Raw genomic sequence first — 25,443 nt, 5'->3', positions numbered from 1 at the left:
AAAAGAAAAGGGAATAATGCGGCTTTCCGGGGAGGGGTGGAGATGCCTTTACAGCCTGGCCGCCGCCTGGTCCGGCCACGGCACGGGGGAGCCTTCCCGGGCTCCGGCGGGGTTGTCTTTCTTGTAGGTGGGCATCTGGGCCTTGCGGTCCTTGAGCAGGGCGGTCATGGTTTTTGCCATGGCTTTCACGCGGTCCGGATGCCGTTCCGCCAGGTTGTGCTCCTCGCTGATGTCTTCCTTGATGTTGAAGAGTTCAAACTTCTGGGTGGGGTGCCAGTAAATCAGCTTCCAGTCCCCCTGGCGCATGGCCGTGCTGGGGGAGTAAAGCGAGTTGTTGCCGTTCCCCTCCCCCCAGACGTTGGGCGTATGGAAGAGCAGAGGGCGGTTGGGGTTCATTTTGCCGCCCTTCAGCAGGGTGACGAAGCTTTTGCCATCCACGACCTGCGGAGCCTGGATTTTTTTGGCTCCCGCCATTTCCAGAATGGTCGGGAAGAAGTCTTCAATGATGACGGGAGTGGTGCAGACGCTTTCCGGCTTGGTGACTCCGGGCCAGTAAACGATCATCGGCTCCCGGATGCCGCCTTCCCGGTTGGAGCCCTTGCCGAAGCTCAGCGGGTAGTTGGATTCCTTGTTGCCCATGCGCCCGCTGATGGCGAGGCCGCCGTTGTCCGCCATGAAGATGATGACGGTGTTTTTATCCAGATTGTTCTTTTCCAGGTACTGCCGGATGTCGCCCAGGCTCTTGTCCATCCCCTGGATCAGGGCGGAGTAGCGTTTTTCGTTGTCGGACCAGTTGTGGCCGTCGTTGGGGTTGGAGTAGTCTTCCGCAAACCGCTTGTCATAGCCGCGCATGTCGAAGGGGGCGTGGATGGCGTAATGGGACATGTACAGGTAGAAGGGCTTGTCCGCCTCCTTGGGGTTGTTCCTGATGGCGTCCAGGCGTTTCAGCACCTCCTGCGTCAGGGCCTCTGTCAGGAAGACGTCGTTTTCATAATAGTTGTTCTCATCCAGGCCGCGGACGTGGAAGTTCCCCGTGCCGTATTTCTGGGAGCCCCGGTAGTCCGCCGGGCCGCCGATTTCCGTGCCGGCGATGTTGTAGTCAAAGCCGAAGAGTTTGGGATTGGCCCCCGGGGTATTTTTGGAGCCAAAGTGGGCCTTCCCGCAGTGGATGGTGGTATAGCCCTGTTTTTTGAGCAGGGCGGGCAGCCCCAGCACCGGGGTAAAGGGCTTTTCCATCTTGTACTGGATTTTCTCTTCCGTCAGGGGGAGAAGGGTGGTGCCGGAAGATTTGGTGCCCAGTGGCTGCACGCCGTTGATGCTCCAGTCCGCAGGAGCTTTGAGCGCCTTGTGGCCGGCATCCGTGGTCTGGTCCCGCAGGAGCGTCCAGTTGGTGACGCGGTGCCGGGCGGAGTTCATGCCGGAGATGAGGCTGCACCGGCTGGGGGAACAGATGGGCTGCGCATAGGCGTTCGTGAAGACCATGCCCTGCTTGCCCAGGGCCTCCATGTTGGGCGTGCGGTAGCGCTTGTTCAGGAAGGTGGGCTTGGGCGTGCCGTCCGCTTCCCTCCAGAAGGGCAGGGATGTATCCTGCCAGCCCATGTCGTCCACCAGGAAAAGGATGATGTTGGGGCGTTTCTGGGCTGCCGCGCGGGGCGTGTTTGAGGGTGCTGCGGAAGCGGGCAGGGCGCTTCCCAGCAGGAACGGGATGAGAGAAAATGCAATGCGGAAAGTTTTCATGATAAAAAGACCAGTACTCATATAACGCATGAAACGGGCTATTCTGTCAAGGATTCGTGTTCCCGCGGCAGTTTGCCGGGGATAAGAGCCGTTTTTTCCGGTACGGCATGCGCCGGAAGGGAAGGCCTTATTCAAACAGGGCCGGATAGGATTTCCGTGCCAGAGCCGTGCTCAGGTCCACGATGGTCCTGCTGTTGGGCGCCTGAAGCGCCTTCTGCGCCATGTCCCGGCACTGGCCGTAGTCCAGGTTGCGGATGGCGTACCGGATGATGGGGACCAGATGCACGCCCACGGACATGGAGGTGGCGCCCAGCCCGATCAGCAGGGGAAGCAGGGTAATGTCCCCCGCCATTTCCCCGCAGATGGCCGTGGGGACGTTTTCCCGTTCTCCGGCAGTGATCGTCATGCCGATGATGCGCACCACGGCGGGGTGCGTGGGGCGGAACATGTTGGCGACGCGGTTGTTGACCCTGTCCACGGCGATGGTGTACTGCGTGAGGTCGTTCGTGCCTACGGAGAAGAAGTCCACCTCCCGGGCGAGCACGTCCGTCATGATGGCGGCGCTGGGCACTTCAATCATGATGCCCACCTTCAGGTCCCGCGCGTAGGGAACGTTTTTCTTTTCCAGTTCCTCCCGGCATTCCTGAAGGATGTGCTTGGCGGTGACCACCTCCGTATAGCCGGAGATCATCGGGAACATGATGCCGCAGCCGGGCGTGTCCGCGCAGGCGCGGAGAATGGCGCGGAGCTGCTGCTTGAAGAGCTCCGGACGGCTGAGGGAGACGCGGATGCCGCGCCAGCCCAGGAAGGGATTAGGTTCCGGCGTGCAGAGCCGTTCGCACGGCAGCTTGTCGCCGCCGGAGTCCAGCGTGCGGAAGATGACGCCGTGGGGCGCGCAGCCTTCCGCCAGCTTCTTGTAGTAGCGTGTCTGTTCCTCCTCGTCCGGCATGCCGGCTGGATTGCCCAGCAGGAAGAATTCCGTGCGGAAGAGTCCCACGCCTTCCGCCCCCACCTCCTTGATGCCGGAGTATTCATGGGGGAATTCCACGTTGACGGAAAGGCGGATGTTGCGGCCGTCCCTGGTGATGGTAGGCAGGTCCCGCAGCGCTTCCAGCGCCTTGTAGGCCTTTTCCTTTTCCACCTGGAGGCGGTTGTAGTACTCCACCGTCTCCTGCGTGGGCTTCAGGATGAGCACTCCCTTGTAGCCGTCCAGGATGGCGGGGGCGTGGCTTTCCACCCGCAGGAGGGCCTGGTCCAGCCCCACCACGGCGGGAATGCCCATGGAGCGGGCGAGGATGGCGGTGTGGGAAACGGAGGAGCCTATTTCCGTGGCAAAGCCGTGAATCAGGCTGGCGTCCATGGCCGCCGTGTCGGAAGGGGTCAGGTCATAGGCCACCAGCACCTGGGCTTCCTCCGCTTCTTCCTCGTCTTCCAGGGGTTCCGTGCTGCGGAGGTTGTTGATGACCCGCTGCATGACGTCCTCCATGTCCGCGGTCTTGGCGCGCAGGTAGGGATCGTCCACGCGGCGCAGGACTTCCATGTAGTTCTGCATGACCACATAAAAGATGTGCTCCACGTTCTGGAGGCGCTTGAGCAGCTCCGTCTGAACCTGCTGGAGGATGACCTTGTCCTGAAGAAGAAGGATGTGGGCGTCAAAGATGGAGGCGTCCTTTTCCCCGGATATCTGGATCATGCGCTCACGCAGCGTCCGGATCTGATCCGCGGTGGTTTGCAGCGCCTGGTGGAAGCGCACCAATTCGGCATCCACCTCCTCCGGGGAAATTTCATACGCCACGGGTTCCTTGGAACCGCTGATCTGAATTTTGATCTTGCCCAGGGCGATGCCGGGGGAAACGGGAATGCCCTGAAGCCAGGTTTCTTCCGTGGAAATGGGTTCCTGAATCATCTGCGGGCTTGATGGCCCGGTCTCATATGGCCGTGAGCCGGAGTGTTCAATCTTCTTCAAACTTGCGGGAAATCAGGTCTTCCAGCGCGTTCAACGCTTCCTGCTCATCCTTTCCTTCCGCCGTGATGGTGATCTTGGAGCCGTGGCCTACCGCCAGCATCATCAAGCCCAGAATACTCTTTCCATCAACTTCCTCGCCATCCTTCTCCACGACAATGTCTGCATCAAATTTACTGGCCAGTTTGACGAATTGAGCAGCCGGACGCGCGTGAATGCCGAGTTTGTTGATGATGGTGAGTTCCTTGGTAACCATGGAATTTGAAGTAAGGGGTGATAACGGTTGCTAGAACGGTAAGTACACTAATTGAAGTTTTTTTCCAAGAGTTTTTTGTCAGTCCTGGTTTTCAGGCGGCTGGAAGTTTGACATGAGGCGGCGGTTGAACTCCCCGGCCATGTCGATGCCCATGTCCTTGAGATGGTAGTCCATGGCGGCCACTTCCACCAGGCGGGCGATGTCCCTGCCGGGGGCTACGGAGAGCTGCACATGGAGCACTTTTTCCCCGAGAACGTCCAGGCCCTCCCTTTCCAGCCCCAGCCTGTCCAGCGCTTCCTGGTCCTTGGCGGGAATGAGGGTGACGATGAGGTCCAGCCGCTTGTTGTGGCGGATGGATTTGAGGCCGAAGAGGGTGGTGATGTTGACGATGCCCAGCCCGCGCACTTCCATGAAGCCGCGGCTCATCTCCGGCGCGCTGGCCACCAGTTCTCCGCCCACGTTGCGCACGTACACCATGTCGTCCGCCACCAGGGCCGCCCCGCGTTCAATCAGGCCCAGGGCCGTTTCACTCTTGCCCACGCCGCTCTTGCCGCGGATGAGGACGCCCACGCCGCGCACGTCCACCATGCAGCCGTGCAGGGTGAGGCTTTCCGCGAATTCGTTTTCCAGAATGATGGTGGCGGAGTTGACGAATTTCATGGTCACCAGGCTCGTGCGGAAGACGCAGACGCCGGCCTCATCCGCCAGCTCCACGATTTCCTGGGGCGGGTCCTGGTCACGGGAGAAGACGATGCCCGGCACCTCGCACCGGAACATGCGCTGGATGCGGGATTTGCGCATGCCCTCCGGCAGTTTTTGAAGGTAGGCCAGCTCCGCGGAGCCGAAGACCTGGATGCGCTTGTTGGCAAAGTAGGAGTAAAAGCCGGCGATCGCCAGCCCGGGGCGGTTGAGGGCGGGTTCGCAAATGTGGCGGCTGAGGCCGGCGGGGCTGTTGATGAGCTCCAGTTGGAGGGCTTCCTTGTATTTGCCGTAAAATTTGGACAGGGTGACGAAATCCACTTTCTTCACTTTGGATTTGCTGAACATAATCCTATATAAAGGAACAAATCTCGCGCGAGGGCAATCAAATATTGTTCCCAGACCCGCGGGCAAGCCTCATTTTTTTGAAAAAAGGCCCGTTCCGGCGCGGAATGCCACACTTTACCGGTTGATTTGAAGCCTCAGGCGTGGTCTGATGGTGCCATGAACAGACTGGATCAATTGGCAACCTTGTTGAGATTCCCCAGCATTTCCGCCCAGAAGGAGCACGCCCAGGACGTGAGCGACTGCGCGGACTGGCTGGTGGACAAGCTGTCCGGCATGGGGCTGGAAGCCGCGGCCCACAAGACGCGCCTCCATCCCATTGTGATGGCCCGCAGCCCGCGGGAGGAAGGCAAGCCAACCGTGCTGATTTACGGCCATTATGATGTGCAGCCCGTGGACCCGGTTGAGCTGTGGGAGTCCGACCCGTTTGAACCGGAAGTGCGGGACGGGAAGATTTACGCCCGCGGCGCCACGGATAACAAGGGGCAGTTGTTCGCCCATATTCTGGGCGTGGAGGAATTGCTCCGCCAGAACGGCGGCCACCTTCCGGTGAACGTGATCTTCCTGCTGGAAGGGGAGGAGGAAGTGGGCAGCGGCAGTCTTTCCCAATTCATCAAGGACCACAGGGACGAACTGGCCTGCGACGTGATTGTGGTTTCCGATACCGGGATGGCCGCTCCGGACACACCGACGTTTTCCTATGGCCTGCGCGGCCTGGCCGGGGCGGAAATTATCGTGAAGGGCCCTTCCGCGGACCTTCATTCCGGCGTGTTCGGCGGCGCGGTAGCCAACCCCATTGCGGCCCTGGCGGAAATAATCACTTCCTTCCATGACGAGGACGGCCGCGTGGCCGTGAGAGGTTTTTACGATGGCGTGGAACCCATCGCCACGTGGGAGCGCAGCATGTGGGCCACCGTGCCCGGCATGAGCAATGAAGAGCTGGCGAAGCTGACGGGCGTGGAAACCGTGGTGACGGAATCGGGCTTCACCGGGGCGGAATGCATTTTCGCCCGTCCTACGCTGGAAATCAACGGCATCGGAGGCGGCTACCAGGGAGAGGGAAGCAAGACGATCATTCCCAGCCATGCCTTTGCCAAGATTTCCTGCCGCCTGGTTCCCGGCCAGCAGCCGGAAAAGATTGAAACGCTGCTGGAAGAACATGTGAAGAGCCATGCCCCCAGGGGCGTCACGGTGGGATTCAAGCGGGGCCACGGCGGAAACGCCTACGTGTGCGACCCGAATTCCGAGTTCGGCCTGGCTGCCCAGCAGGCGCTGGAAGAGGCCTTTGGCCGCAAGCCCGTGCTGGTGAGGGAGGGCGGCAGCATCCCGATCATTGAGGAAATGAAGCGCGTGCTGGGAGCGGACGCCCTGATGCTGGGCATGTGCCTGCCGGATGCGCGCATCCACTCCCCCAATGAAAACTTCCCGGTGGACCTGTTCTCCAAGGGAATCGACATGAGCCAGATTCTTCTGCGCCGCCTGGGGCAGATCAAGCATTGACCGAGTTCTTATGGACCAGCCTGCCGCCGCTGAAATCGTCAACCTGCACAAGACCTTCAAGACAGGTCTTGGCAAGCCCGTGGTGCATGCCGTGCGGGGGATAGACATGAGCATCCGGCAGGGAGAGGTATACGGCCTCATTGGCCCGAACGGCTCCGGCAAGTCCACCCTGATGAAGGCCCTGCTGGGGCTGGTGAGGCCCACGGAGGGTTCGTGCGCCATCTTCGGCAAATCCAGCCTGTCCCCGGACAGCAAGGAGGAGGTGGGCTTCCTGCCGGAAAACCCCTACTTCTACAAATTCCTGACGGGGGCGGAAACCGTCTCCTTTTACGGCAAGCTGTGCGGCCTGAGCGGCAAATCCCTGAAAGAGAAAGTCCGTGAACTGCTGGACCTGGTGGGGCTGGCCGACGCGGCGGACAGGCGGCTGGGCGGTTATTCCAAGGGAATGCTCCAGCGCGTCGGCATGGCTCAGGCTCTGGTTCAGTCCCCCCGCCTGCTGGTGCTGGACGAACCGACCGCCGGCGTAGACCCCCTCGGTTCCCGCGACATCCGGAACATTATTGAGAACCTGAAGACGCGCGGCCTAACCGTTTTCCTGTGCTCCCACCTGCTGGAACAGGTTCAGGAGGTTTGCGACCGGGTGGGCGTCATCTTTAAAGGGCTGCTCATTGCGGAGGGTTCCGTGAACGAGCTGACACGGGATTCCGACAAGCAGGAAATCCTGCTGGAGCATGCCTCCCCGGAGCTGCTGGAACAGTTGAAGGAGCTGGTGCGGGAAGACGGCCGCGCCGCATGGCTGGAAGACGGACACCCGCGCAACTCATTGGAAAGCGTATTTTTAAAGAGCCTGTTGGAATGGAAGGAAAAGCACCCCAATCCGGAACCGTGAGCGGTCCTGCGGCTTCCAAGCGGGAAGTGCGCCGCATGATACGTGAAAGGATAGGCGGATTGGACGCCGCCTCCCGGGAAGCCATGTCCCGTTCCATCTGCTGCCGTGTGGCGGCGCTGGTACGGGAAAAGAATTTCCGGCGCGTGGCTGTTTTTGCCGCCAGGCCGGGGGAAGTGGATTTGCTGCCTCTGCTGGACATGCTGCAGGACCGGGAATGGTACTTCCCGCTGGTGCATGAGGGAAGGACGCTGAGCTTCCACCGAGTATGCCATCACGGGGAGTTTGTGACGGGCTGCTGGGACATTCGCGAACCCGGCCCGGGTTGTCCGGAACTGCATGCGGGAGAAATGGATTTGATTGTTCTGCCGGGAGCCGCGTTTACGCGGGACGGCAAGCGGCTGGGGTACGGCGGCGGATTTTATGATACCCTGCTGGCCGGTCCGGCTGCGGGAGTTTCCCTGGCGGGAGTCTGCTTCCCCTGCCAGCTTCTGGACGACGTGCCCATGGAAGCCCATGACAGGCATGTGGACATGGTGATTACGCCGGACGCGGAGTGATGCTTGATGGAAAGCGGGTGCGTTTCTGCGGTAGGGAACAGGAAGCCGCGTCTCCGGACGAAAAGGAAAGGGGCTAGATGCGGAACCGGTGTTTCTGCACGGTCAGTTTATAGAACAGGTCGTAGCGGGCATTCAGCAGGGGCTGGAGATGTTCCACGCCGCCGGCCACCTGGCCGCGGATGTCCGCGTACAGTTTGCGGTAATCGGAAAGGCCGCTGACCATGGCTTCATACAGGGGCGTCCGCAGGCCGCATTCTACGGCAATGTGCATTTCCGCCGCCGCGGCTACAATCTGGCGCGACAGCCGGAACTGCATCCAGGCCAGCCCCAGGTTGCCGCCCACCCAGACGGCCAGGGCCGCGGCTACGCAGGCAAACCCCGCCGCATGTTCTCCGAAGCACCCCAGCAGGGCTCCCAGAATCACCAGGATGAGCATCAGCTTGATTTCCGTTCTCATCACGTCCTCCTGGTCCAGAAACAGCTTGCTGAGGCACGGCTTGATGCCGAAATCCTTCAGGGGCATGTAAATGGAACGGCCCAGGCGCTCCTTGTACACCTCCAGGTCCGCCTGGAGCCGCGCGGCGGGAAAATCGCCTATGTCGCAGTCCCACTGTTCCTTCACGCGGGGGCGCACATGGTTCCAGTGCGTCTGGCAGATGTTCAGGAATTCCTTGTTGTAATATGCGTGCCGTTCCTCAATGCCGGACTTGACCAGCTCATAAAACCATTCGTCAATGACGGGAGGAAGCTTGTGCAGGATCATCGTGCGCCGGATGGAAAGGAAGCGCCCCATCTGCCGGGCCGATTTTTTCCCCAGCCGCGGCACGCAGTCCTGCACGTACTGGGCGTATGCCTTGAGCCGTGCGGGCATTTCATCCTCCATCTGGAGCTGGATGCGGTCTATCTCCCGGTCAATGGAAGTCAGGAAGCCGGAATCCATCTTGGAAAGGCGGTGCAGTTCATTGAGCACCTTTCCCTGTTCTTCCAGCAGGCGGTCCGTAGCCAGCAGCAGGCGTTCCACGCGCTTGTCCGTCAGCGGGCTGCGTTTCAGCACCTCCTGCACGCATGTTCTCAGCGCTTCCACGCCTTCCCCAGCCTGCTCCCCGGCGGTCGTGACGGGGTACAGGGGAAGCTGCACGCCCAGGCGTTCGCGGGAGGTGGAGCGCAATTCCTCTTTCAGGGACTGGAGCTGGTCAAAGGATAGCAGCTCCGCGTGGGTGATGACGAGCACCATGCGGGAATGAAGCCGTTCCTCCAGTGTCCGGAGGTAGTCCCATAAAGGGAGCTGGTTGCCGTCCCTGGCGGAAATGACCACAAGAATGGCGTCCGATTTGGGGACGATGTGCTTCAGCTTCCGGGGGGCGTCCTCCTGTTCCAGGCCGATGGTGTCCCAGAACTCAAGGTTCAGCAGGGCGTCCGACGGGTAAAAAAGGTCCAGCACCCATTCATGGGTGTGGGGCGCGGGGTGGGGCGTGTACTGCCAGCGGACCAGTGTGGCTTCGCTGGAAACGCGGGAACAGAACCGTTCTCCGGCCAGGGCATCCAGCGTGGAAGACTTACCGGAACCCGTCATGCCGATCACGGTGACGTTCTGCGGAGAGCAGCATTCCGCCAGGGCTTCCTCCACGTTTTCCTGGGAGTCAAAATGACGGTCCGGGCCAATGCGGGCGGAAAATGCCGCGGCGGCATCCGCTACGTCCCGCACCGCATGCGGAATCACGTTTTTTCCTCCTGTCAGCATGGGGTGTTGAAATCAAGGCTCCGTCCGGGCCGTTCCGTTATTCCGGAACAAACGTACACGCCGCTTTTCCTTCTGTCCAACTAAAATCACGGGGCCGGAGCATAGGAGCGGCCGCCGAAAATGGCGGTGCCCACGCGGACGAGGGTGGCGCCCTCCTCCACAGCCGTTTCAAAGTCATGGCTCATGCCCATGGAAAGCTCCGTCAGCGGGGCTCCCCCCTTGCCGGCCAGGGTTTCCTTCAGCTCCCGGAGGCGGCGGAAATAAGGACGCGCTTCGTCCGGATTTTCCACCGGGGGAGGGATGCACATGAGGCCGGCTATTTCAAGGTGGTCCAGCGCGGCCAGTTCCGGCCATTCCCGTTCCAGACTCTCCGGGGAAAAGCCGAATTTGCTGTCTTCATCCCCTACGTTCACTTCCAGCAGGATGCGGGGGCGTTTGCCCGTCTCCTGCGCTACGGCGTCCATGAACTGCGCCAGGCGCAGGGAGTCCACGGCGTGGATCAGCGTGAAATGTTCCAGGGCCTTGCGCACCTTGTTGCGCTGCAGGGGGCCGATGAGGTGCCATTCCGTATCCGGAGGAAGAGCGGGGATTTTTCCCAGGGCCTCCTGAACCCTGTTTTCTCCGAAAATGCGCTGGCCCGCATCGTAGCACGCCTTCACGTCATCCGCAGGAAAGGTTTTGCTGACGGCGACGAGGCGGGCGCACCCCGCCGGACGCCCGGCACGGAGTTCCGCGGAGCGGATGCGGGAGAGAATGTGTTCCAGATTCTGTTGGATGCTCATGATGGATGGTTCAATTCAGGGAAGGCTGTGCGGGCGCGTGGCTCATGATGTGGTGCAGGGGGGAGAGGCGCCGCATGGCCATGGCCCATACCTTGGAGGAGTCCGGCTCCAGGCAGATGTCCGGCACGGTGGGGGAGACGTACCAGGCGCGGTCGTTCAGCTCCCGGCGCAACTGGGAGGGCGTCCAGGCGCTGTGGCCCACGTAGGCGCGCAGGATGGCGTGGGGATCCTCAATGTATTCCAGGGCCTGTTCCTCCTGTAGATGGAACTGGACGCGCAATTTGTCCTCCGTCCGGACGAAGGCGGCGAAAATGAGCTGGTTGCGCTCCACGGGGCCACCCTTGAAGATGGGAACGGGGTAAAGGGATTCCGGAATGTCCGTATGGCGCGCCACTTCTCCCACGTTCATGCCGGCCGGATGGTTCAGGATGTGGCCTATGACGAATTCCTCCTCCACCCGGCTCAGAAAAATCACGGAGTGGTAAAAGCCGCCGCCGTCCAGATAGGGGGCGGAAACCAGAAGGTGGCCCGCCAGGTTTTCATTGCTGATATCTTCATGTTCCATCATGGCCATAAGTCTACGTTAACAAATGTGACGGACGCAGGCAACCATGCGTTCAAACAGCCATGTCAGGAGGCGGAGGAACGGGAATGCCGGAAGAATGGCGGGGAAGGTCGGTTCAGCCGAGGGTGTAACGGGTCCCCCTGGCGGAACGGGCGGCGGCTTTGGAGCTCTTCACTGTCTTGCGGACTGCCGTCCGCTTGTGGGGAGAGGCTTTCTTCCCGGCGGCCGCGGTCTGCTTGCGGGAAAGGGCTACGGCGGGAGGACGGGATGCCCGGCGGCGGTGGGAAATGATGGAAGCCGTGTTGGCATTCTCCATGAGAGACGGTGCGGAAGCCATGACCAGCAGGGAGGAATCCTGCGTTTTTTCCGCCTGGGCCAGAGCTTTCAGGGAAGCGTCTATGGAGCAGCGTTCGATCACGACGGGATCCCCGGTCCGGAGCAGGTTGAAGGCTTCGTACACGTCATTGCTTTTCATTCGCACGCAGCCGTAGGAAGCGGGCGTGCCGATGGTGCGTTCTTCCGCCGTTCCGTGGATGTAAATCAGGCGGGAGTGGGCATTCCGGTTGCGGCCTTCCAGCCCTTCCAGCCACATGATGCGGGTGACAATGGGGTCGCGGCCCGGAGAATTGGGGGCCACGCATTCCCCGGTGGGCTTGCGGCTTTTAAACACCATGCCCTTGGGCTGTCCGGTGCCGATCTTGGAGGCGATGCGGTGGGCGCCCAGCGGAGTGCGGCAGCTCCCCTTCCTGTCGCCCAGACCGAATTTGGAAGTGCTGATGGGGTAGGTTTTTACGACGTGTCCGTTGCGCATGACGGCCATTTTCTGGTCCCTGACGCTAACGACGACGCCATCCTTGACGATGGCGGTGGGCTGGTAGTCCGGACGGGAGCAGGATACCAAGGCGCCGAACACCGCGAAGGCGGCGCCGGCGAGTTGAATCAGGCGTACTGCTTGCGAGAGAGGCGCAGGCATGGGAAAGGTGTCAGTTCTTGGCTTTGGCAGTTTGCTTGGCGGGCAGCAGGTTGGAGATCATGCGGCCCAGGGAGCAGAACCCCGTGTAGTAGAATCCCAGGAAGGGAATCATCAGGATGGGGGAAAGGTAATGGCCCTGGCGGATCATGATGATGATCAGGTTCAGGAAGAAGGTGCCGCAGGCGATTTCCAGGACGGGGATGACGACGGACTTGATGGCCCTGTACCCGTTGCGCTTGAGCTGGGAGACATGCTGCCTGTTTTCCTTCTGGTCCACCCCGTACTTGGGCGTGCGGACGAAGGCGGACTGATGGCCGAAGATGGCTTCCAGAACGGCCTTGGCGTTGTTGACCGCCATGCCCACGCTCAGCGTGAGGAGAAGCGGCAGGTAGGGCAGCTCCTTCCACCAGGATTTGGGGCGCACCACGATCTGGGCGCTCATGTAGAAGATGCAGACGGCCACGCTGGTCATGAAGAACAGGGCCACGTTCACGAACCACATGAAGACCGTTTCATTTTCCGGAATGCGCTGGGTGCAGATGGGGTACACCAGGAAGCAGAGCAGGGCCAGGAGCAGGTAGGAATAATTGCAGGTAAGGTGCGTGGTGGCCTCCACCTTGGCCTTGAGGGGAGCCTTGGAGCGCCAGATGTCCAGCAGGATTTTCTGGCAGACCTGGATGGAGCCCTTGGTCCAGCGGTGCTGCTGGGACTTGAACCCGTCCATGTCCACGGGGAGTTCCGCCGGGGTAACGACATCGTTCAGGTAAATGAAGCGCCAGCCCTTGAGCTGGACGCGGTAGGAAAGGTCCATGTCTTCCGTCAGGGTGTCATGGGACCAGCCGCCCGCATCCCCGATCACGCACTTGCGCCACATGCCGGCGGTGCCGTTGAAGGTGAAGAAACGCCCGGAGCGGTTGCGCGCCGTCTGCTCCATGGCGAAGTGGCCGTCCAGGTACATGCCCTGCACGCGGGTGAGAAGGTTGTATTCCCGGTTGATGTGGCCCCAGCGGGTCTGGACGAGGCCCACGCCTTCATCCGTGAAGAAATGGATGGTTTTTTGCAGAAGGTCCGGTTCCGGAACGAAATCGGCGTCCAGAATCAGCAGGAATTCGCCCTTGGCCACCTTGGTGGCCGCTTCCAGCGCGCCGGCCTTGAAGCCCGTGCGGTCCGTGCGGTGGATGCAGACGGCGTCAAAGCCGCGGGCCTTCAGTTCCTCCACCTTGCGGTAGCACTGTTCCGTGGTGTCGTCCGTGGAATCGTCCAGAATCTGGATTTCCAGCTTGTCCTGAGGATAATCCAGAGCGGCTACGGATTCCAGAAGGCGGTCCACGACGAACTTCTCATTGAACATGGGGAGCTGAACCGTAACGACGGGCAGTTCCTGGAAGCGGGACTTGGGCTGGGGCTTGTTGTTGCGGTTCTTCCAGTACAGGTAAACGATGCTCAGGCGGTGAAAGCCGTATCCGGCCAGGCCGACGAGAACCAGAAGATAGCACAGGAGCCAGATAAAATTGTAATTTAAAGACATGCGGGGCTTGCAAAGGGTGTTTGGTATCTTTTTGCGTCAGGCGGGGGGGATTTCCTTGACGTGACGCCCATATAAGACACCATAGGGCGAGAGTCAAGACATATTCCGTTTTGCTTAACCTTTTTGAGTGTTGTTATGAAGAGATTGTATGTGCTGGCAGCGGCTGTATCCGTCACGGGGGGAATGGCGTTTGCCGCCCCGAAGGAAAACGCCCCGGAGAAGGAGGAAGCCGTACTGGATGTGCAGACGCCGCCGCCCGGCAAGCAGGACAGGCAGGGTCAGCCGGCCATTCCGGAACGCCTGCTGGACGACTCCCACATGAATGAGGAGCTGGGCATCAACGAATTTACCGCGCCGTCCATCCGCAAGATTTTTGAAGACCTGGAAGGGTTGCCGGAAATTCCGGAGAACGTGGCGCTGCGCGCGCGTCCCGAACGCCCCCCCATGGACCGCTGCTCCCTGGCTCTCCAGCTTGGCGGCATGATGGCGGACGGCTTTGTGATCGTGCAGTGCGGCAAGATGAACGAGGTGAAGCCCATTGCGCTGGACCTCTCCAGCTACGCGAAGGCCATCGGAGCCGGGGAACGGGTGAACCGCCATGCCGCCAGCCTGCTGAAAAATGCGGAAGACGGGGATTTGAGCAGTTTCAAGAATAATCTGGCCCTGATTCAGTCCGACGTGGAACAGGAGCTTGCCTCCCTGCGGGATTCCGACATGGCGAACCTGATTGGCCTGGGAGGATGGATACGCGCCCTGGATGCCGCTACCGCGGCGCTGGATAACAAGTTTGCGGAGGACAAGGCGAAGGTCATCTTCCAGCCGGACGTGCCGGAATACTTCCATTATATCCTGGACGGGGTGGAGCCGGAAATGAAGGAACGCCGGGACATTGCAAAAATCATGAACCTTCTGACGACCTTGCAGGAGCAGATGACGCTGGCTCCGGACGCCAAGCCCACCAAGGCGGGCGTGGAAGCCATCCGCAAGACGACGCTGGAGCTGATGAAGGCGGCCCTGGCTCCCGTGGAATCATAATTCCTCCCCGGCTCCCGTATGGTTCTCCCCCTCCTGACCAGCCTGGAAGTGCGGCTCACGCCGCGCAGCCTGTATTCACGGGATGAAAAGCTGGAGCGGATGGTCCGTGACGACGGGCGCATTCCCGTGCCCTACAATGTGAGCATCCGCAATACGGGGGAAGGCGCCGTGCGCATCATCGGTAAAAAGTGGACCGTCCGTTCCCATGAAGACGGCACGCAGGTGATTGAAGGGGATGAATTGTTCGGTTCCCGCCCTCTGTTGTGCCAGGGGCAGATATTTGCGTTCAACGGCCTCCAGATGCTGCGTCTTCCTGCGCGCATCCAGTTAACTCTTCTTGTGCGTGACGAGGCCGGGATTCTTTATCATACGGACCCTGTCAGCCTTAAATGGTGAAATAAAAAAGCCCTGCATGAAATTGCAGGGTTTTTTTATAGCGATTAATGATGAGAGATCAGAGAGTAGGGAAAGAATGAGCGGACCAATGTCCGGAAGTTGAAATAATTAATCTCTATTCACTACTCTCTACTCACTGCCATCGGCTTAGCCTTCTTCGTCATCCCCGTGGTTGAGGATGAAGTTCAGGTCGTCAATGCCCAGGCTGGAGGTGAAGCCCTCGTCACCCAGCACGTTGGCGACGAGCTGGTTCTTCTGATGCTGGAGGATGCGGATTTTTTCTTCCACGGAGTCCTTCGTCAGCAGGCGGTAGGCGATCACCTTGTTCTTCTGGCCGATGCGGTGCGTACGGTCAATAGCCTGGCTTTCCACGGCCGGGTTCCACCACGGGTCATACAGGACCACGTAGGAGGCGGAAGTAAGGTTGAGGCCGGCGCCCCCCGCTTTCAGGGAGAGCAGGAAGACGGACGGGTCCTTGGTAGTCTGGAATTTTTCAATTTCCCCGCGGCGGTCCTTGGTCTGGCCGGTAAGGTAGTTAAGCGGCCTGTTTTCCGCTTCCAGCCGGTTCTTGATAATTTCCAGCATGGAGACGAATTGGGAGAAGACGAGCACCTTGTGCCCTTCCTCCCGGAGCTGGTCCAGCAGGTAGAACAGGGCGGTCATCTTGGCGCTGTCTTCCTTGGCGTACTTGGGGTCCACCAGGCCGGGGTGGCAGCAGATCTGGCGCAGGCGCATGAGGCCCTGCAGAATGGCGAAGCTGTTTTTCTTGACGGATTCGTCCGAATCCAGGCCGAGCAGGGCCTGCTGGATACGGCGGAGTTCCGCCTTGTACAGCTGGCTCTGGATGCCTTCCATCTTGGCGTACACTTCTTCTTCCGTCCTGGGGGGCAGGTCCTTCGCCACCTGTGATTTGGTGCGGCGCAGCAGGAAGGGTTTCAGGCGCGCGGCCAGGCGGTTCTGGCTCTGCGGGTCCTTGCGCTTGTCAAAGCGCTTCTTGAAGTAGGAACGGGAACCGAGAACGCCGGGCATGGAGAAGGCCATGAGGGACCACATGTCCAGCAGGCGGTTTTCAATGGGCGTGCCGGAAAGGACCAGGCGGTTGTAGGAGACGATTTCACGGGCGGCCTTGGCGGCCTTGGAATCCGGGTTCTTGATCTGCTGGCCTTCGTCCAGGATGACCGTGAGCCACTTGATCTGGTTCAGGGTTTCTCCGCAGACGCGGAGCTGGGCGTAGTTGACCACGACCATATCGTAATTCTTCCGGATGTCGTCCAAATTGGCCTGATCCTTGCTGCGGATGACGAGTACGCGCACGCCGGGAGCGAATTTCTCCGTTTCCCCAGCCCAGACATCCAGCACGGACTTGGGGCAGACGATGAGTACCGGAGGAACGGCGATTTTCTTCTTGGATTTGTTTTTGCGCGCGAATTCCTCACGCAGCCAGAGCACGTAAGTGATGGATTGGATGGTTTTGCCCAAACCCATGTCGTCCGCCAGAATGCCGCCGAAGCCGTTCGTGGCCAGATAGGCCAGGAAGTGGAAGCCGTCCACCTGGTACGGGCGCAGGGTGGCCTGGAGCTGGGAGGGGACGTCCGGCTTGACATCGATCTTGATTTCCGCGGTGCGGTCCTTGATGCGTTTCCAGGCCTTCGGGTCGAACACTTCCGCGGCCTTCGGGTCCGCTAGCTGCATGGCGTGCATGCGGTGGGTTTCCCCGGAGAGGTCGAAGGGGTCCAGGCCCAGGCGGGTGACGGCGTCGCGCTGGTCGTTGTCCAGCTTGATTTCCAGGCGCATCCAGCCTCCGTCGTCCATGCGGACGTAGCCGCCTCTGGCGGCGACCAGGGCGCGGATTTGTTCCTTGGAAAGCTGGACGCCTTCCACGTCAATGACGATGCGGAGGTCAAACCAGTCAATCTCCTGGTTAACTACTTCAAACCGCACGGCGGCGGCCACCGGGTCCGCCAGCAGTGTCTTGAGCTTGTCATCCATATTGACGGTCAGCTCTTCCGGGAGCTGCTTGGCCCACTCCGCAAATTTTTCAGGGAACTGCCGGGTAACGCGGGCCTTGAAAGCGCCCACCTGGGGATCATAGGAGAAGCCCATTTCTTCCAGCAGGCCGGGAATGGGATAGAGGTGCTCCCGGATGAAGCGCAGCAGGGCCTTGTTTTTCATGGGCTCCTGGTGAGCGACGTCCCAGCCGTCCTTTCCGAGTTTTTCCGTGCGGTAGCCGGAAGCGTCCCTGGCGCTTACTTCACAAAGCACGTGTTCCGTTTCCGCGGAGGTGAGGCCGCGGACGATCTTCATGTCAAAGGTGCCGCGCAGGTCGATGTCCACCACGCGGTCCTCCATGCTGGGGGGAAGGGAAGCGCCGATCTTACGGAGGAACTCCACCCCTTCAAGGCTGTCGATGACCTGCTTGGGAATGGAATAGCGGGGTTCCACTTCCGTGCTCTCCAGCCAGCGGGGGGGACCCGGGAACACGGTTTCGTCAGACTGGTACAGCTCCTGCTGGCCGGGAAGCTGGCGGACGGAGTGGGAGACGTTGATGCCGGTGGACGTGGCGAGCTGGAGGGCGTAGCAGTCCGGCTCAATGGGGTCGTCCTGGCAAATCCACTTGAGCGGTTCGTCCACCACCTTGAAATAATTTTCATCCAGGTTCACCAGGTAGCCTTTCAGGGCGGGCTGGTGGAAAAGCTTGTTCATCAGGGCGCACGCGGCTTCCTGGTCCAGGTCCAGCGTCAGGGCGTCTTCCGCACGGGCGTAATCGGACAGGGATACAAGGAGGATTTCCGTCTGGGCATCCATGCGCACGGCAGCGCGTTCATGCAGGTTTTCCAGATGTTCCAAATCCTGCTTTTCCCGGACGGGAATCCAGTCCTGCTTCAGGGAATGGCGGTATTCGAAATGGCCCTCGTTGATGGTGGAAACGAGCCTCATGAACAGCTCTCCGCGGGGCGGCTGCGGGGGCCGTTCATTCACGGACTGGATGCGGTCATACCAAGTGCCTACTTCACGGGAACGCTCCCATTCGTGAATCTTGCGCTGAACTTTTTCCAGGTCCGTGATGGATTCCATGAATTCCGGGTAGGGCAGGCGCCTCTTGTTGAAGGCGTAGGCGATGTAATTCCAGAATTCAAGGATGTTCGTGGGAGGCACGGGCCACAGTTCCAGCGGGTCATAGCTGACGATTTCCCAGCGGGGATTCAGGCGCACCATGTCATGGTCATGGATTTCCTGCTCAATGGCGAAACGGCGGTAGCGCTTCTCCAGCTTGCTGACGTAATCCGCTTCCTTGTCATCCAGTTCGCGGCCCAGCTTCTCTTCCAGAATATCCAGCAGGGGAACGTCGTTAAGTTCGTTCGGGGACTCCGGAAGATCCTGGCCGCGGTACATGCGTTCCAGCATGGCGGCGTACATGGCCGCTCCGGCCAGATCCTCGTCTTCCGTGGAGCAAGCCCCGAACCACCTGTTGCCCTGGAGGCGGAGGTTCACGCGGTGTACGCCGTGCGCATCTTCCACACGGCCCTGAATATACAAATGATTGCCAAAGATTTGCGTAACCGCTCCGTCTTTCTGGAGCTTCTCGCCGCGCAGACGGATTTCTTCCGGAAAGGCATTGAGAAAGTTCAGGGTAGCCCTATCCGGGTTAAGTGCCATGCTCATAATATCAGACTGTCATATAAAAATTGGAAACAAGCGTTCCTTGTAAAGGGACGCTACAGGTCTATGCACTTTACTATGGCACAAAAGGCGGATTAGAGCAACTATTCTCTGAAAATAATTCCAACGGATGTTTGAAATAATGGTTATCTTATTGAAGGCAATAGCATTATATTCTCGGAACGGCGGCTGTTTTTTGAAGAAAAAGAACGTATTTTATTATGTTGGAAAGAACGGATGTCAGCCTTGCGTAATATGTGTTCTTGACACGTTCGCTATAAAAGGGTCTTTTATGCCTGAAATTTTATGTCCACTGCATCACTTCTACAGTTACTGGCGACTCAAGCCCGCTTGAGCGATGGCGAATTGGCCGAACGTCTTGACATGACTGAAGAAGCCGTTCGAGCCCAGCGGGAGCAGTGGGAAAAGGAAGGCGTGATTCTGGGCTACCAGGCGGTAGTAAATGAGGAATACGAACACGACAGCAGGGTAGCGGCCTTCATTGAAGTAAAAATGACGCCCGAACGCGATGGCGGCTTTGACCGCCTGGCGATGCGCATCTCCCGTTTTGACGAAGTCTCCTCCTGCTATCTGGCGAGCGGCGGCTTTGACCTGCTGGTGCTGGTGGAAGGAAAAAGCATGCGGGACATCGCCCGGTTTGTGGCGGAAAAACTGTCCACGCTGGAAGGGGTTCTGTCCACCTCCACGCACTTCCACCTGAAAACCTACAAGAAAAACGGCTGTGTGTTCGAGGCCCCCGTGCAGGCCGAACGCCTGGTTGTTGCTCCGTAATCCCCTGCCGTCGGAAAGGAACCATTAATGAACTGGCAGAACAAAATAGCGGAGCAGGTAGGCTCCATTCCCCGTTCCGGCATCCGGGAATTCTTTGACCTGGTCACAGGCCGGACGGATATCATCTCGCTGGGCGTGGGGGAACCGGACTTCGTCACGCCGTGGAACATCCGCGAGGCGGCCATTTACTCCCTGGAAAAAGGGCACACTTCCTACACCTCCAACTACGGGCTGGAATCCCTGCGCCGTTCCATCGTCAAATATGTGGAAGGCTTCTTCCATGTAAAATACGACCCTCTGCATGAAGTGCTGGTGACGGTGGGCGTCAGCGAAGCCATTGACCTGGCTCTGCGCGCCGTGCTGAATCCTGGGGACGAGGTGCTTTACCACGAACCCTGCTACGTCTCCTACGCTCCCAGCGTGAACATGGCCTATGGCGTGGCTACCGCCGTGCCTACGAGCAAGCAGGATATGTTTGCCCTGAATCCGGCCGTGCTGGAAGCCTCCATTACGCCCCGGACCAAGGTGCTGATGCTCAATTTCCCCACCAATCCGACCGGGGCCGTGGCCCCTGTGGAAACCCTTCAGGAAATTGCCCGCATCTGCATCAAGCACGATCTCATCGTGCTGACGGATGAAATCTACAGCGAGCTGCGCTACGACGGCAAGCCGCACGTTTCGATAGCCTCACTGCCTGGGATGAGGGAACGCACCCTGCTGCTGCACGGCTTTTCCAAGGCGTTTGCCATGACGGGCTTCCGCCTGGGCTATGCCTGCGGACCGGAGCCGCTCATCTCCGCCATGATGAAAATTCACCAGTACTCCATGCTCTGCGCTCCTATCACCTCCCAGGAAGCGGCCATTGAAGCATTGCAAAACGGAACCTCCGCCATGATGAAAATGAGGGAAAGCTACCGCCAGCGGCGCGACTTCCTGGTGAAGCGCTTCAACGAAATAGGCTTGGACTGCCATTTGCCCGGCGGCGCATTCTACGCCTTCCCGGACATCTCCAAATTCGGCCTTTCCAGCAAGGAATTCGCCACGCGCCTGCTGATGGAAGAGCAGGTGGCCGCCGTGCCCGGTACCGCTTTCGGTGCAAGCGGGGAAGGCTTCCTGCGTTGCTGCTATGCGACCGCCTTTGACCAGATCAAGGAAGCCTGCAACCGCATGGAGCGTTTCGTGAAAACTCTCTCCTGACCCCTCCGCGTCCATGAACTCCGTCCCGGAGGCCCTGAAAACAAGGGCGTACGTAGCGCCGTTTGCGGTGTTCATGGGCTTTACCCTTCTGTGGCAGTTTGGCGCCCCGTTCCTGGAATGGGACCACCCAGCCGCCGCCTGGTGGAGAAGGGCGCCGGAACAATGGCTGTACCCCGTGCAGGCCATCGTCTGCTTTGCTCTGGTCATCTGGTGGAGAAAGGCCATTGACTGGGACTGGAAATGGAAACCCGCTGCGTGGGGCATCCTCTTTGGCGTGCTGGGTATCCTGTGCTGGCTGGCCCCCACGATGGCGGCGGACCGCCTGTCGGGCGGTCCGGACGCATGGTTCGGCCATCCCTCCTGGCCATGGTACCGGTACCTGCTGGGAATTGACGCGCGCCCGGAAGGATTTAATCCCGGCGTTGTCTTTTCCCCGGACTCCTGGAGCTGGCTGGCGGCGCTGGCCCTGCGCTTCTTCCGGGCCGTGGTGGTAGTGGCGCTGGTGGAGGAACTCTTCTGGCGCGGGTACCTGATGCGCCTGATGGTAAACCTGGACCATCCGTGGAAAGTGCCCTTCGGCACCAACACCTGGAAAGCGTACTGGGTGACCACCCTCTGCTTCATGGCCGTGCACCAGCCTGTGGACTACTGCAGCGCCTTCATCTACGGATCTCTGGCGTACCTCCTTGCCGTGTGGCAGAAAAACCTGTGTGCCGTCATCATCATGCACGCGGTGGCGAATGCGCTACTGGGATGGGCCGCCCTGGAATGGGGCAAATACGGCCTGTGGTGAATCCGGCGTTTACAGGGAAGGGCTTCTTGAGTACATAAGACCGATGACTCCGGAGGAAGCGATAGAAATTTTATGGGACTACCACCATGTGAAGCAGGAGCTGCGCCCGGCGGACCTCATCTTTATCCTTGGCAGCAATGACGTCCGGGTGGCGGAATATGCGGCGGAACTCTATGAGCGGAAGCTGGCCCCTCTTCTCCTGTTTTCCGGCGGGATGGGGCGGTTCACCGGGAAATGGGCCGTGACGGAGGCGGAACTCTTTGCGGCGGCAGCCATGAAGGCGGGAGTGCCGGAAGACAGGATACTCATTGAAAATAAATCCACCAACACCGGGGAAAATGTCCGTTTTTCCCGGGAAATTCTGAAAAAGGCCGGCATTCCGGAGCCCGCCACCCTCATTGCCCTGCAAAAACCGTACATGGAGCGGCGTACCCTGGCTACGCTCCAGGCCCAGTGGCCGGAACCCGGGGTGGCAGTCAGTTCCCCTCCCGTAAGCTTCCGGGAATACTTGACCCCGGAACTGCCTCGGGAGCTGGTTGTCTCCGCCATGGTGGGGGACTTTCAACGGATACTGGAATACCCCCGGCAGGGATTTTCCACGGAACAGCCCGTAACTCCGGAGGCGATGCAAGCCTTCCGCACGCTGGTGGAAGCCGGATATGACTCCCAGCTGCTCAAGGGGGTTCCCCTCCCCTGGGATTCTTGAGAAGACACGCTTTTTGCTTTCACTGGCCGCTGATTGCGGTCATCAATACAACCCGCATAGCCAACCCAATCTATATATCTTATCATGGCAGACAGAACCAATACAGATCCCGCCCGAATGGAGAAAATCGTGAGCCTCTGCAAAAGGCGGGGCTTCATCTTCCAGGCAGCTGAAATCTATGGCGGGCTGAATGGTTGCTGGGACTACGGTCCCATGGGCGTGGAACTCAAGCGCAACCTCAAGGAATACTGGTGGCGTAAAAACGTGCAGGAACGCGACGACATGGTGGGGATGGACGGCTCCATTCTGACGCATAACTCCGTGCTGGTCGCCTCCGGCCACGTGGGCAGCTTCTCCGACCCGATGTGCGACTGCCTGCTGACCAAGGAACGCCTGCGCGCGGACCAGATCCCGGCACAGAGCGGCACGGGCTTCTTCTACACCGGAGCCTCCAGAAAAGATGGCTCCTGGAGCGTGGAAAAGGAATACTCCGTGCTGGTGGACTCTGAAAAACAGGCGGACAGGGCCCGCAAGACTGCGGCCCAGTACTATGCCCAGCTGGCTGGCAAGGACGTCTCCCACAAGGAAATGGAACTTAAAGGAGAACGCATGGAACCCATTACGGACTCCACCATGTACAACCCCGCCAACGGTTCCCTGGTGACGGAAGCCCGCGAATTCAACCTCATGTTCAAAACGACCATCGGGGCCACCTCCGATGAAAATGATCCCAATGCTACCGGCTGGCTGCGCCCGGAAACGGCCCAGTCCATCTTCTGCCAGTACAAGAACATTCTGGACAGCTCCCGCGTGAAGCTCCCCTTCGGGATTGCACAAATAGGCAAATCCTTCCGCAACGAAATCAACCCGCGCAACTTCACCTTCCGTTCCCGCGAATTCGAACAAATGGAAATCGAATACTTCTGCCGTCCGGAAGACGGCCTGCGCCTGGTGGATGAATGGCTGGAACACCGCCTCAGCTTCTATGATGAAGTAGGCGTGCCGCGTGAACACATTCATCTGCTGGATGTTCCGGACGGTGAGCGCGCCTTCTACTCCAAGAAAACCTACGACCTGGAATATGAATTCCCGTTCGGCATTCAGGAACTGGAAGGCATTGCCTACCGCACGGACTATGACCTGAGCTGCCACCAGAAAGGCTCCGGCCGTCCGCTGGAATACTTTGACGAAGAAACTCGGGAAAAATTCATTCCCCATGTGGTAGAACCCTCCGCCGGGTGTGACCGCACCATTCTGGCCATCATCTGTGAAGCCTTTGATGAAGAAGAATTGGTGGATGACAAGGGCAAGAAAGACGTCCGTACCGTGCTCCGCTTTGTGCCCCGGATGGCTCCCATCAAGGCCGCCATTTTCCCGCTGCTCAAGAAAAACGAGGAACAGGTGCGCATCGCCCGAGAAATTGAAAAAACGCTCCAGCCGTGGATGCCCGTATTCTATGATGAAACGGGAGCTGTTGGCCGCCGCTACCGCCGCCAGGATGAAGTGGGCACCCCCTTCTGCATCACGGTGGACTTTGAAACCCTCGGAGAAAACGATGCCTCCCTCAAGGACACGGTAACTATTCGCCACCGCGACTCCATGGAACAGGAACGCGTCGCCATCAAGGACTTGCTGCACTGGCTCATTGCCCGTGTGCGTTAACGGCGCCTTTGGCGGCTGCTGATGCCGCAAAACACTTCAAGGCCGCTCCATATTGAATGGAGCGGCTTTTTGTTTTCGGAATGGCAGAGAAGGAAAAAGTTGCTGGACGATAGGCCGCTGACCATCTAGCATTAAAAACAGGTTGGTGAACCAGATGGGAATCAGCAATTCCAAAATGAATGCTGAACCGCTGATCTGTTTGCGCCAACCCCAAGCTCACAGGAATTCCCCGGTAGATCGGCGATTCCTGTAAGTCCTTGAAATCAGCAGATTGACATTCCCTCCAATAAAATATAAGGCGTAAGGAATATGCATCCTGAAAGAGGTTGGCGCAAAAAGCGATTTGTACCACTAACTTTCAACGCATATCCCCTTCCGCCGTCGCACCTTCACAGGTGCGTGAATTGAAACGTTATTGCCGGAACCGCCGCCATACCAAACCCGGGTCGCACCTTCACAGGTGCGTGAATTGAAACCGAGCACTGCAATAAGCTCTTCATCGTGTTGGATGTCGCACCTTCACAGGTGCGTGAATTGAAACCAGGTCGAGCATGTTGCCTGTCTGGACGCTTTCGGTCGCACCTTCACAGGTGCGTGAATTGAAACCAACCTTGAACATCAGACCCAAAAATAATATGCCGTCGCACCTTCACAGGTGCGTGAATTGAAACAACGGATGCTGATCATTGCTCCCCCGCTGGCTCAGTCGCACCCTCACGGGTGCGTGGATGTGCCAAGGGACACGTTTTGGAAGGTTGTGTAACGCGCCAAGGCATCTGATAGAACTATGACAGGTATCTGATATAACTTGCCTGTCTGCCTACTCCGCGCAGGGTGTCTGCATAGACTCTGCCTCACCCTTACACGCGGCCAGAAGCTCACCCCAATCCACCGCCTCATCGTCCTCCCTGTCCACTCCCTCCCGGAGCATCCGCTCCCTGGCGTCGGCCAGCAGGTGCATCACTCTGGCCCGCTCGCTGGATGGCCGGTCATCCATGCGAGGGGAACCGGTGGTCACCATCGCAAACCTGGCCGCATAGCTCTCGGCTCTCACCGTCCTGCTAGGCCAGCACCAGGCCGTCCACTCGCTCCAAGGAGATCGTTGTCGCCACGGCTCCTCAACCCGGCACAATGTCACCGGCACTCTGGCCAGTACCTCGCGGCCGATCGTCACGTCCTCCGGCGCTGAATCGTCCAGGAGCGTCCAGTCCATCTCCCGGTAGAGACGTCTGGCCATCCAGCCGCGCAAGGCGTACAGACAGCCGTAAATCCTCCAGGAGCCGTCGATAAAATCCCCAGAGGCATACATCGGGCACCATGGCCGGGACTCCATCCACCGCAGCCAGCCGTCATCCAGGAGAGCCGTGTCACAGTCAATCTTGACCAGGATATCGTCATCCTCGGCCTCCCGGCACATCTCGGAAAGCATGCCGCGGATACAATCCGGGCCACGCAGGTTGCCGTTGCGCTCCCAGGTGGATTGTACGTAGTCCGCCCCCATGGACCGGAGAGCATCTGCGATATCCTCCTGTACCGGACTGGCTGCATCATCTACCACCGTCACGCTCGCATAGGGTACGGCCATCCGGGCGCACCGCACGCAAGCTGCTGCCTCGTCGGCGTCTCCGGAGTACGAAAAAATAAAAATCCTGATCATACTATTATAT

The 25,443-nt window shown here is 59.4% G+C and carries 22 protein-coding genes and 1 CRISPR repeat array; of the genes, 10 read left to right on the top strand and 12 right to left on the bottom strand.

Annotated features, from left to right (window positions below; all coding sequences use genetic code 11):
* Positions 1-48: 48 nt before the first annotated feature.
* The 4 genes from P8A25_RS07450 to hprK form a co-directional block, all read right to left on the bottom strand.
* A complete protein-coding gene (locus tag P8A25_RS07450) occupies positions 49-1,737 on the bottom strand; it encodes a sulfatase (protein WP_215443023.1) in 1,689 nt (562 codons plus the stop codon).
* Positions 1,738-1,864: 127 nt separating this feature from the next.
* Positions 1,865-3,643 (bottom strand): phosphoenolpyruvate--protein phosphotransferase, encoded by a 1,779-nt coding sequence (gene ptsP, locus P8A25_RS07445; protein ID WP_022398069.1) that lies wholly within the window; start codon positions 3,641-3,643, stop codon positions 1,865-1,867.
* A 46-nt stretch (positions 3,644-3,689) separates the two neighbouring features.
* The gene (locus tag P8A25_RS07440; RefSeq protein ID WP_022197994.1) at positions 3,690-3,956 is read right to left on the bottom strand and encodes an HPr family phosphocarrier protein; all 267 of its coding nucleotides are present in this window, start codon (positions 3,954-3,956) and stop codon (positions 3,690-3,692) included.
* Between the two features lie 78 nt (positions 3,957-4,034).
* Positions 4,035-5,003 carry an HPr(Ser) kinase/phosphatase gene (gene hprK, locus P8A25_RS07435; RefSeq protein ID WP_022398068.1) on the bottom strand — a complete coding sequence of 323 codons (969 nt, stop codon included), beginning with the start codon at positions 5,001-5,003 and terminating at the stop codon, positions 4,035-4,037.
* A gap of 156 nt (positions 5,004-5,159) precedes the next feature.
* On the opposite strand from hprK, the gene P8A25_RS07430 reads away from it, so the two are divergent.
* The 3 genes from P8A25_RS07430 to P8A25_RS07420 are packed head-to-tail and all read left to right on the top strand — an operon-like array spanning position 5,160 to position 7,946.
* Positions 5,160-6,500 (top strand): dipeptidase, encoded by a 1,341-nt coding sequence (locus P8A25_RS07430; protein WP_404838618.1) that lies wholly within the window; start codon positions 5,160-5,162, stop codon positions 6,498-6,500.
* Between the two features lie 10 nt (positions 6,501-6,510).
* A complete protein-coding gene (locus tag P8A25_RS07425) occupies positions 6,511-7,389 on the top strand; it encodes an ABC transporter ATP-binding protein (RefSeq protein WP_215443021.1) in 879 nt (292 codons plus the stop codon).
* Positions 7,386-7,946: a 5-formyltetrahydrofolate cyclo-ligase gene (locus tag P8A25_RS07420; RefSeq protein ID WP_215443019.1), complete on the top strand. Its 561-nt coding sequence runs from the start codon at positions 7,386-7,388 to the stop codon at positions 7,944-7,946. Before P8A25_RS07425 ends, P8A25_RS07420 begins: the two co-directional genes overlap by 4 nt.
* 73 nt (positions 7,947-8,019) lie before the next feature.
* On the opposite strand, the gene P8A25_RS07415 is transcribed toward P8A25_RS07420, so the two are convergent.
* The 5 genes from P8A25_RS07415 to P8A25_RS07395 form a co-directional block, all read right to left on the bottom strand.
* Complete coding sequence (locus tag P8A25_RS07415) at positions 8,020-9,687, bottom strand: GTPase family protein (RefSeq protein WP_102727510.1); 1,668 nt, start codon at positions 9,685-9,687, stop codon at positions 8,020-8,022.
* Positions 9,688-9,773: 86 nt separating this feature from the next.
* Entirely contained in the window at positions 9,774-10,469 is a 696-nt protein-coding gene (locus P8A25_RS07410) for a YggS family pyridoxal phosphate-dependent enzyme (protein ID WP_102731050.1), read from the bottom strand.
* 10 nt (positions 10,470-10,479) lie between these two features.
* Positions 10,480-11,037 carry a YqgE/AlgH family protein gene (locus P8A25_RS07405; protein ID WP_180971053.1) on the bottom strand — a complete coding sequence of 186 codons (558 nt, stop codon included), beginning with the start codon at positions 11,035-11,037 and terminating at the stop codon, positions 10,480-10,482.
* Between the two features lie 112 nt (positions 11,038-11,149).
* Positions 11,150-12,007, bottom strand: coding sequence for a L,D-transpeptidase (locus P8A25_RS07400; protein WP_215443017.1), 858 nt, complete (start codon positions 12,005-12,007; stop codon positions 11,150-11,152).
* Positions 12,008-12,017: 10 nt separating this feature from the next.
* Positions 12,018-13,535, bottom strand: a complete 1,518-nt coding sequence (locus tag P8A25_RS07395) for a cellulose synthase family protein (protein WP_022398060.1) — start codon at positions 13,533-13,535, stop codon at positions 12,018-12,020.
* A gap of 135 nt (positions 13,536-13,670) precedes the next feature.
* On the opposite strand from P8A25_RS07395, the gene P8A25_RS07390 reads away from it, so the two are divergent.
* Complete coding sequence (locus tag P8A25_RS07390; protein WP_102736636.1) at positions 13,671-14,570, top strand: hypothetical protein; 900 nt, start codon at positions 13,671-13,673, stop codon at positions 14,568-14,570.
* 18 nt (positions 14,571-14,588) lie between these two features.
* Positions 14,589-14,966, top strand: a complete 378-nt coding sequence (locus P8A25_RS07385; protein WP_102721718.1) for an ApaG domain — start codon at positions 14,589-14,591, stop codon at positions 14,964-14,966.
* Between the two features lie 147 nt (positions 14,967-15,113).
* Here the strand turns inward: P8A25_RS07385 and P8A25_RS07380 are convergent, their stop codons facing one another.
* Positions 15,114-18,629: a DEAD/DEAH box helicase gene (locus P8A25_RS07380; RefSeq protein WP_022398057.1), complete on the bottom strand. Its 3,516-nt coding sequence runs from the start codon at positions 18,627-18,629 to the stop codon at positions 15,114-15,116.
* 303 nt (positions 18,630-18,932) lie between these two features.
* Here P8A25_RS07380 and P8A25_RS07375 point away from each other — a divergent pair, with 303 nt between their 5' ends.
* The 5 genes from P8A25_RS07375 to P8A25_RS07355 all read left to right on the top strand — a co-directional run bounded on the left by P8A25_RS07375 (position 18,933) and on the right by P8A25_RS07355 (position 23,776).
* A complete protein-coding gene (locus tag P8A25_RS07375) occupies positions 18,933-19,418 on the top strand; it encodes an Lrp/AsnC family transcriptional regulator (RefSeq protein WP_215443008.1) in 486 nt (161 codons plus the stop codon).
* A 27-nt stretch (positions 19,419-19,445) separates the two neighbouring features.
* Positions 19,446-20,615 carry an aminotransferase class I/II-fold pyridoxal phosphate-dependent enzyme gene (locus P8A25_RS07370; protein ID WP_215443006.1) on the top strand — a complete coding sequence of 390 codons (1,170 nt, stop codon included), beginning with the start codon at positions 19,446-19,448 and terminating at the stop codon, positions 20,613-20,615.
* A gap of 13 nt (positions 20,616-20,628) precedes the next feature.
* Positions 20,629-21,408: a type II CAAX prenyl endopeptidase Rce1 family protein gene (locus tag P8A25_RS07365; protein ID WP_215442999.1), complete on the top strand. Its 780-nt coding sequence runs from the start codon at positions 20,629-20,631 to the stop codon at positions 21,406-21,408.
* A 43-nt stretch (positions 21,409-21,451) separates the two neighbouring features.
* Positions 21,452-22,114, top strand: coding sequence for a YdcF family protein (locus P8A25_RS07360; RefSeq protein ID WP_404838617.1), 663 nt, complete (start codon positions 21,452-21,454; stop codon positions 22,112-22,114).
* 84 nt (positions 22,115-22,198) lie between these two features.
* Complete coding sequence (locus tag P8A25_RS07355) at positions 22,199-23,776, top strand: glycine--tRNA ligase (protein ID WP_215442994.1); 1,578 nt, start codon at positions 22,199-22,201, stop codon at positions 23,774-23,776.
* On the opposite strand, the gene P8A25_RS07350 is transcribed toward P8A25_RS07355, so the two are convergent.
* Together P8A25_RS07350 and P8A25_RS07345 are read right to left on the bottom strand one after the other, a co-directional pair.
* Complete coding sequence (locus tag P8A25_RS07350) at positions 23,757-24,128, bottom strand: hypothetical protein (RefSeq protein ID WP_146018213.1); 372 nt, start codon at positions 24,126-24,128, stop codon at positions 23,757-23,759. The two genes, P8A25_RS07355 and P8A25_RS07350, sit on opposite strands and share 20 nt — an antisense overlap.
* A 28-nt stretch (positions 24,129-24,156) precedes the next feature.
* A CRISPR array of direct repeats spans positions 24,157-24,447; the repeat unit is 31 nt; unit sequence GTCGCACCTTCACAGGTGCGTGAATTGAAAC.
* 149 nt (positions 24,448-24,596) lie between these two features.
* A complete protein-coding gene (locus P8A25_RS07345; RefSeq protein ID WP_102749347.1) occupies positions 24,597-25,433 on the bottom strand; it encodes a hypothetical protein in 837 nt (278 codons plus the stop codon).
* Positions 25,434-25,443: the final 10 nt, after the last annotated feature.

The sequence above is a fragment of the Akkermansia sp. BCRC 18949 genome (genome assembly GCF_045011645.1).
Classification (GTDB): domain Bacteria; phylum Verrucomicrobiota; class Verrucomicrobiia; order Verrucomicrobiales; family Akkermansiaceae; genus Akkermansia; species Akkermansia massiliensis.
The sequence above is the reverse complement of the archived record's forward strand: the minus strand, read 5'-3'. Positions and strand labels throughout refer to the sequence as shown.

Excerpts from the sequence above, each read along its gene's own strand:
- P8A25_RS07450 (WP_215443023.1), bottom strand. The coding sequence starts at position 1,737 with ATGAAAACTTTCCGCATTGCATTTTCTCTCATCCCGTTCCTGCTGGGA.
- ptsP (WP_022398069.1), bottom strand. The coding sequence starts at position 3,643 with ATGATTCAGGAACCCATTTCCACGGAAGAAACCTGGCTTCAGGGCATT.
- P8A25_RS07440 (WP_022197994.1), bottom strand. The coding sequence starts at position 3,956 with ATGGTTACCAAGGAACTCACCATCATCAACAAACTCGGCATTCACGCG.
- hprK (WP_022398068.1), bottom strand. The coding sequence starts at position 5,003 with ATGTTCAGCAAATCCAAAGTGAAGAAAGTGGATTTCGTCACCCTGTCC.
- P8A25_RS07430 (WP_404838618.1), top strand. The coding sequence starts at position 5,160 with ATGAACAGACTGGATCAATTGGCAACCTTGTTGAGATTCCCCAGCATT.
- P8A25_RS07425 (WP_215443021.1), top strand. The coding sequence starts at position 6,511 with ATGGACCAGCCTGCCGCCGCTGAAATCGTCAACCTGCACAAGACCTTC.
- P8A25_RS07415 (WP_102727510.1), bottom strand. The coding sequence starts at position 9,687 with ATGCTGACAGGAGGAAAAAACGTGATTCCGCATGCGGTGCGGGACGTA.
- P8A25_RS07410 (WP_102731050.1), bottom strand. The coding sequence starts at position 10,469 with ATGAGCATCCAACAGAATCTGGAACACATTCTCTCCCGCATCCGCTCC.
- P8A25_RS07405 (WP_180971053.1), bottom strand. The coding sequence starts at position 11,037 with ATGATGGAACATGAAGATATCAGCAATGAAAACCTGGCGGGCCACCTT.
- P8A25_RS07400 (WP_215443017.1), bottom strand. The coding sequence starts at position 12,007 with ATGCCTGCGCCTCTCTCGCAAGCAGTACGCCTGATTCAACTCGCCGGC.
- P8A25_RS07395 (WP_022398060.1), bottom strand. The coding sequence starts at position 13,535 with ATGTCTTTAAATTACAATTTTATCTGGCTCCTGTGCTATCTTCTGGTT.
- P8A25_RS07390 (WP_102736636.1), top strand. The coding sequence starts at position 13,671 with ATGAAGAGATTGTATGTGCTGGCAGCGGCTGTATCCGTCACGGGGGGA.
- P8A25_RS07385 (WP_102721718.1), top strand. The coding sequence starts at position 14,589 with ATGGTTCTCCCCCTCCTGACCAGCCTGGAAGTGCGGCTCACGCCGCGC.
- P8A25_RS07380 (WP_022398057.1), bottom strand. The coding sequence starts at position 18,629 with ATGAGCATGGCACTTAACCCGGATAGGGCTACCCTGAACTTTCTCAAT.
- P8A25_RS07375 (WP_215443008.1), top strand. The coding sequence starts at position 18,933 with ATGTCCACTGCATCACTTCTACAGTTACTGGCGACTCAAGCCCGCTTG.
- P8A25_RS07370 (WP_215443006.1), top strand. The coding sequence starts at position 19,446 with ATGAACTGGCAGAACAAAATAGCGGAGCAGGTAGGCTCCATTCCCCGT.
- P8A25_RS07365 (WP_215442999.1), top strand. The coding sequence starts at position 20,629 with ATGAACTCCGTCCCGGAGGCCCTGAAAACAAGGGCGTACGTAGCGCCG.
- P8A25_RS07360 (WP_404838617.1), top strand. The coding sequence starts at position 21,452 with ATGACTCCGGAGGAAGCGATAGAAATTTTATGGGACTACCACCATGTG.
- P8A25_RS07355 (WP_215442994.1), top strand. The coding sequence starts at position 22,199 with ATGGCAGACAGAACCAATACAGATCCCGCCCGAATGGAGAAAATCGTG.
- P8A25_RS07345 (WP_102749347.1), bottom strand. The coding sequence starts at position 25,433 with ATGATCAGGATTTTTATTTTTTCGTACTCCGGAGACGCCGACGAGGCA.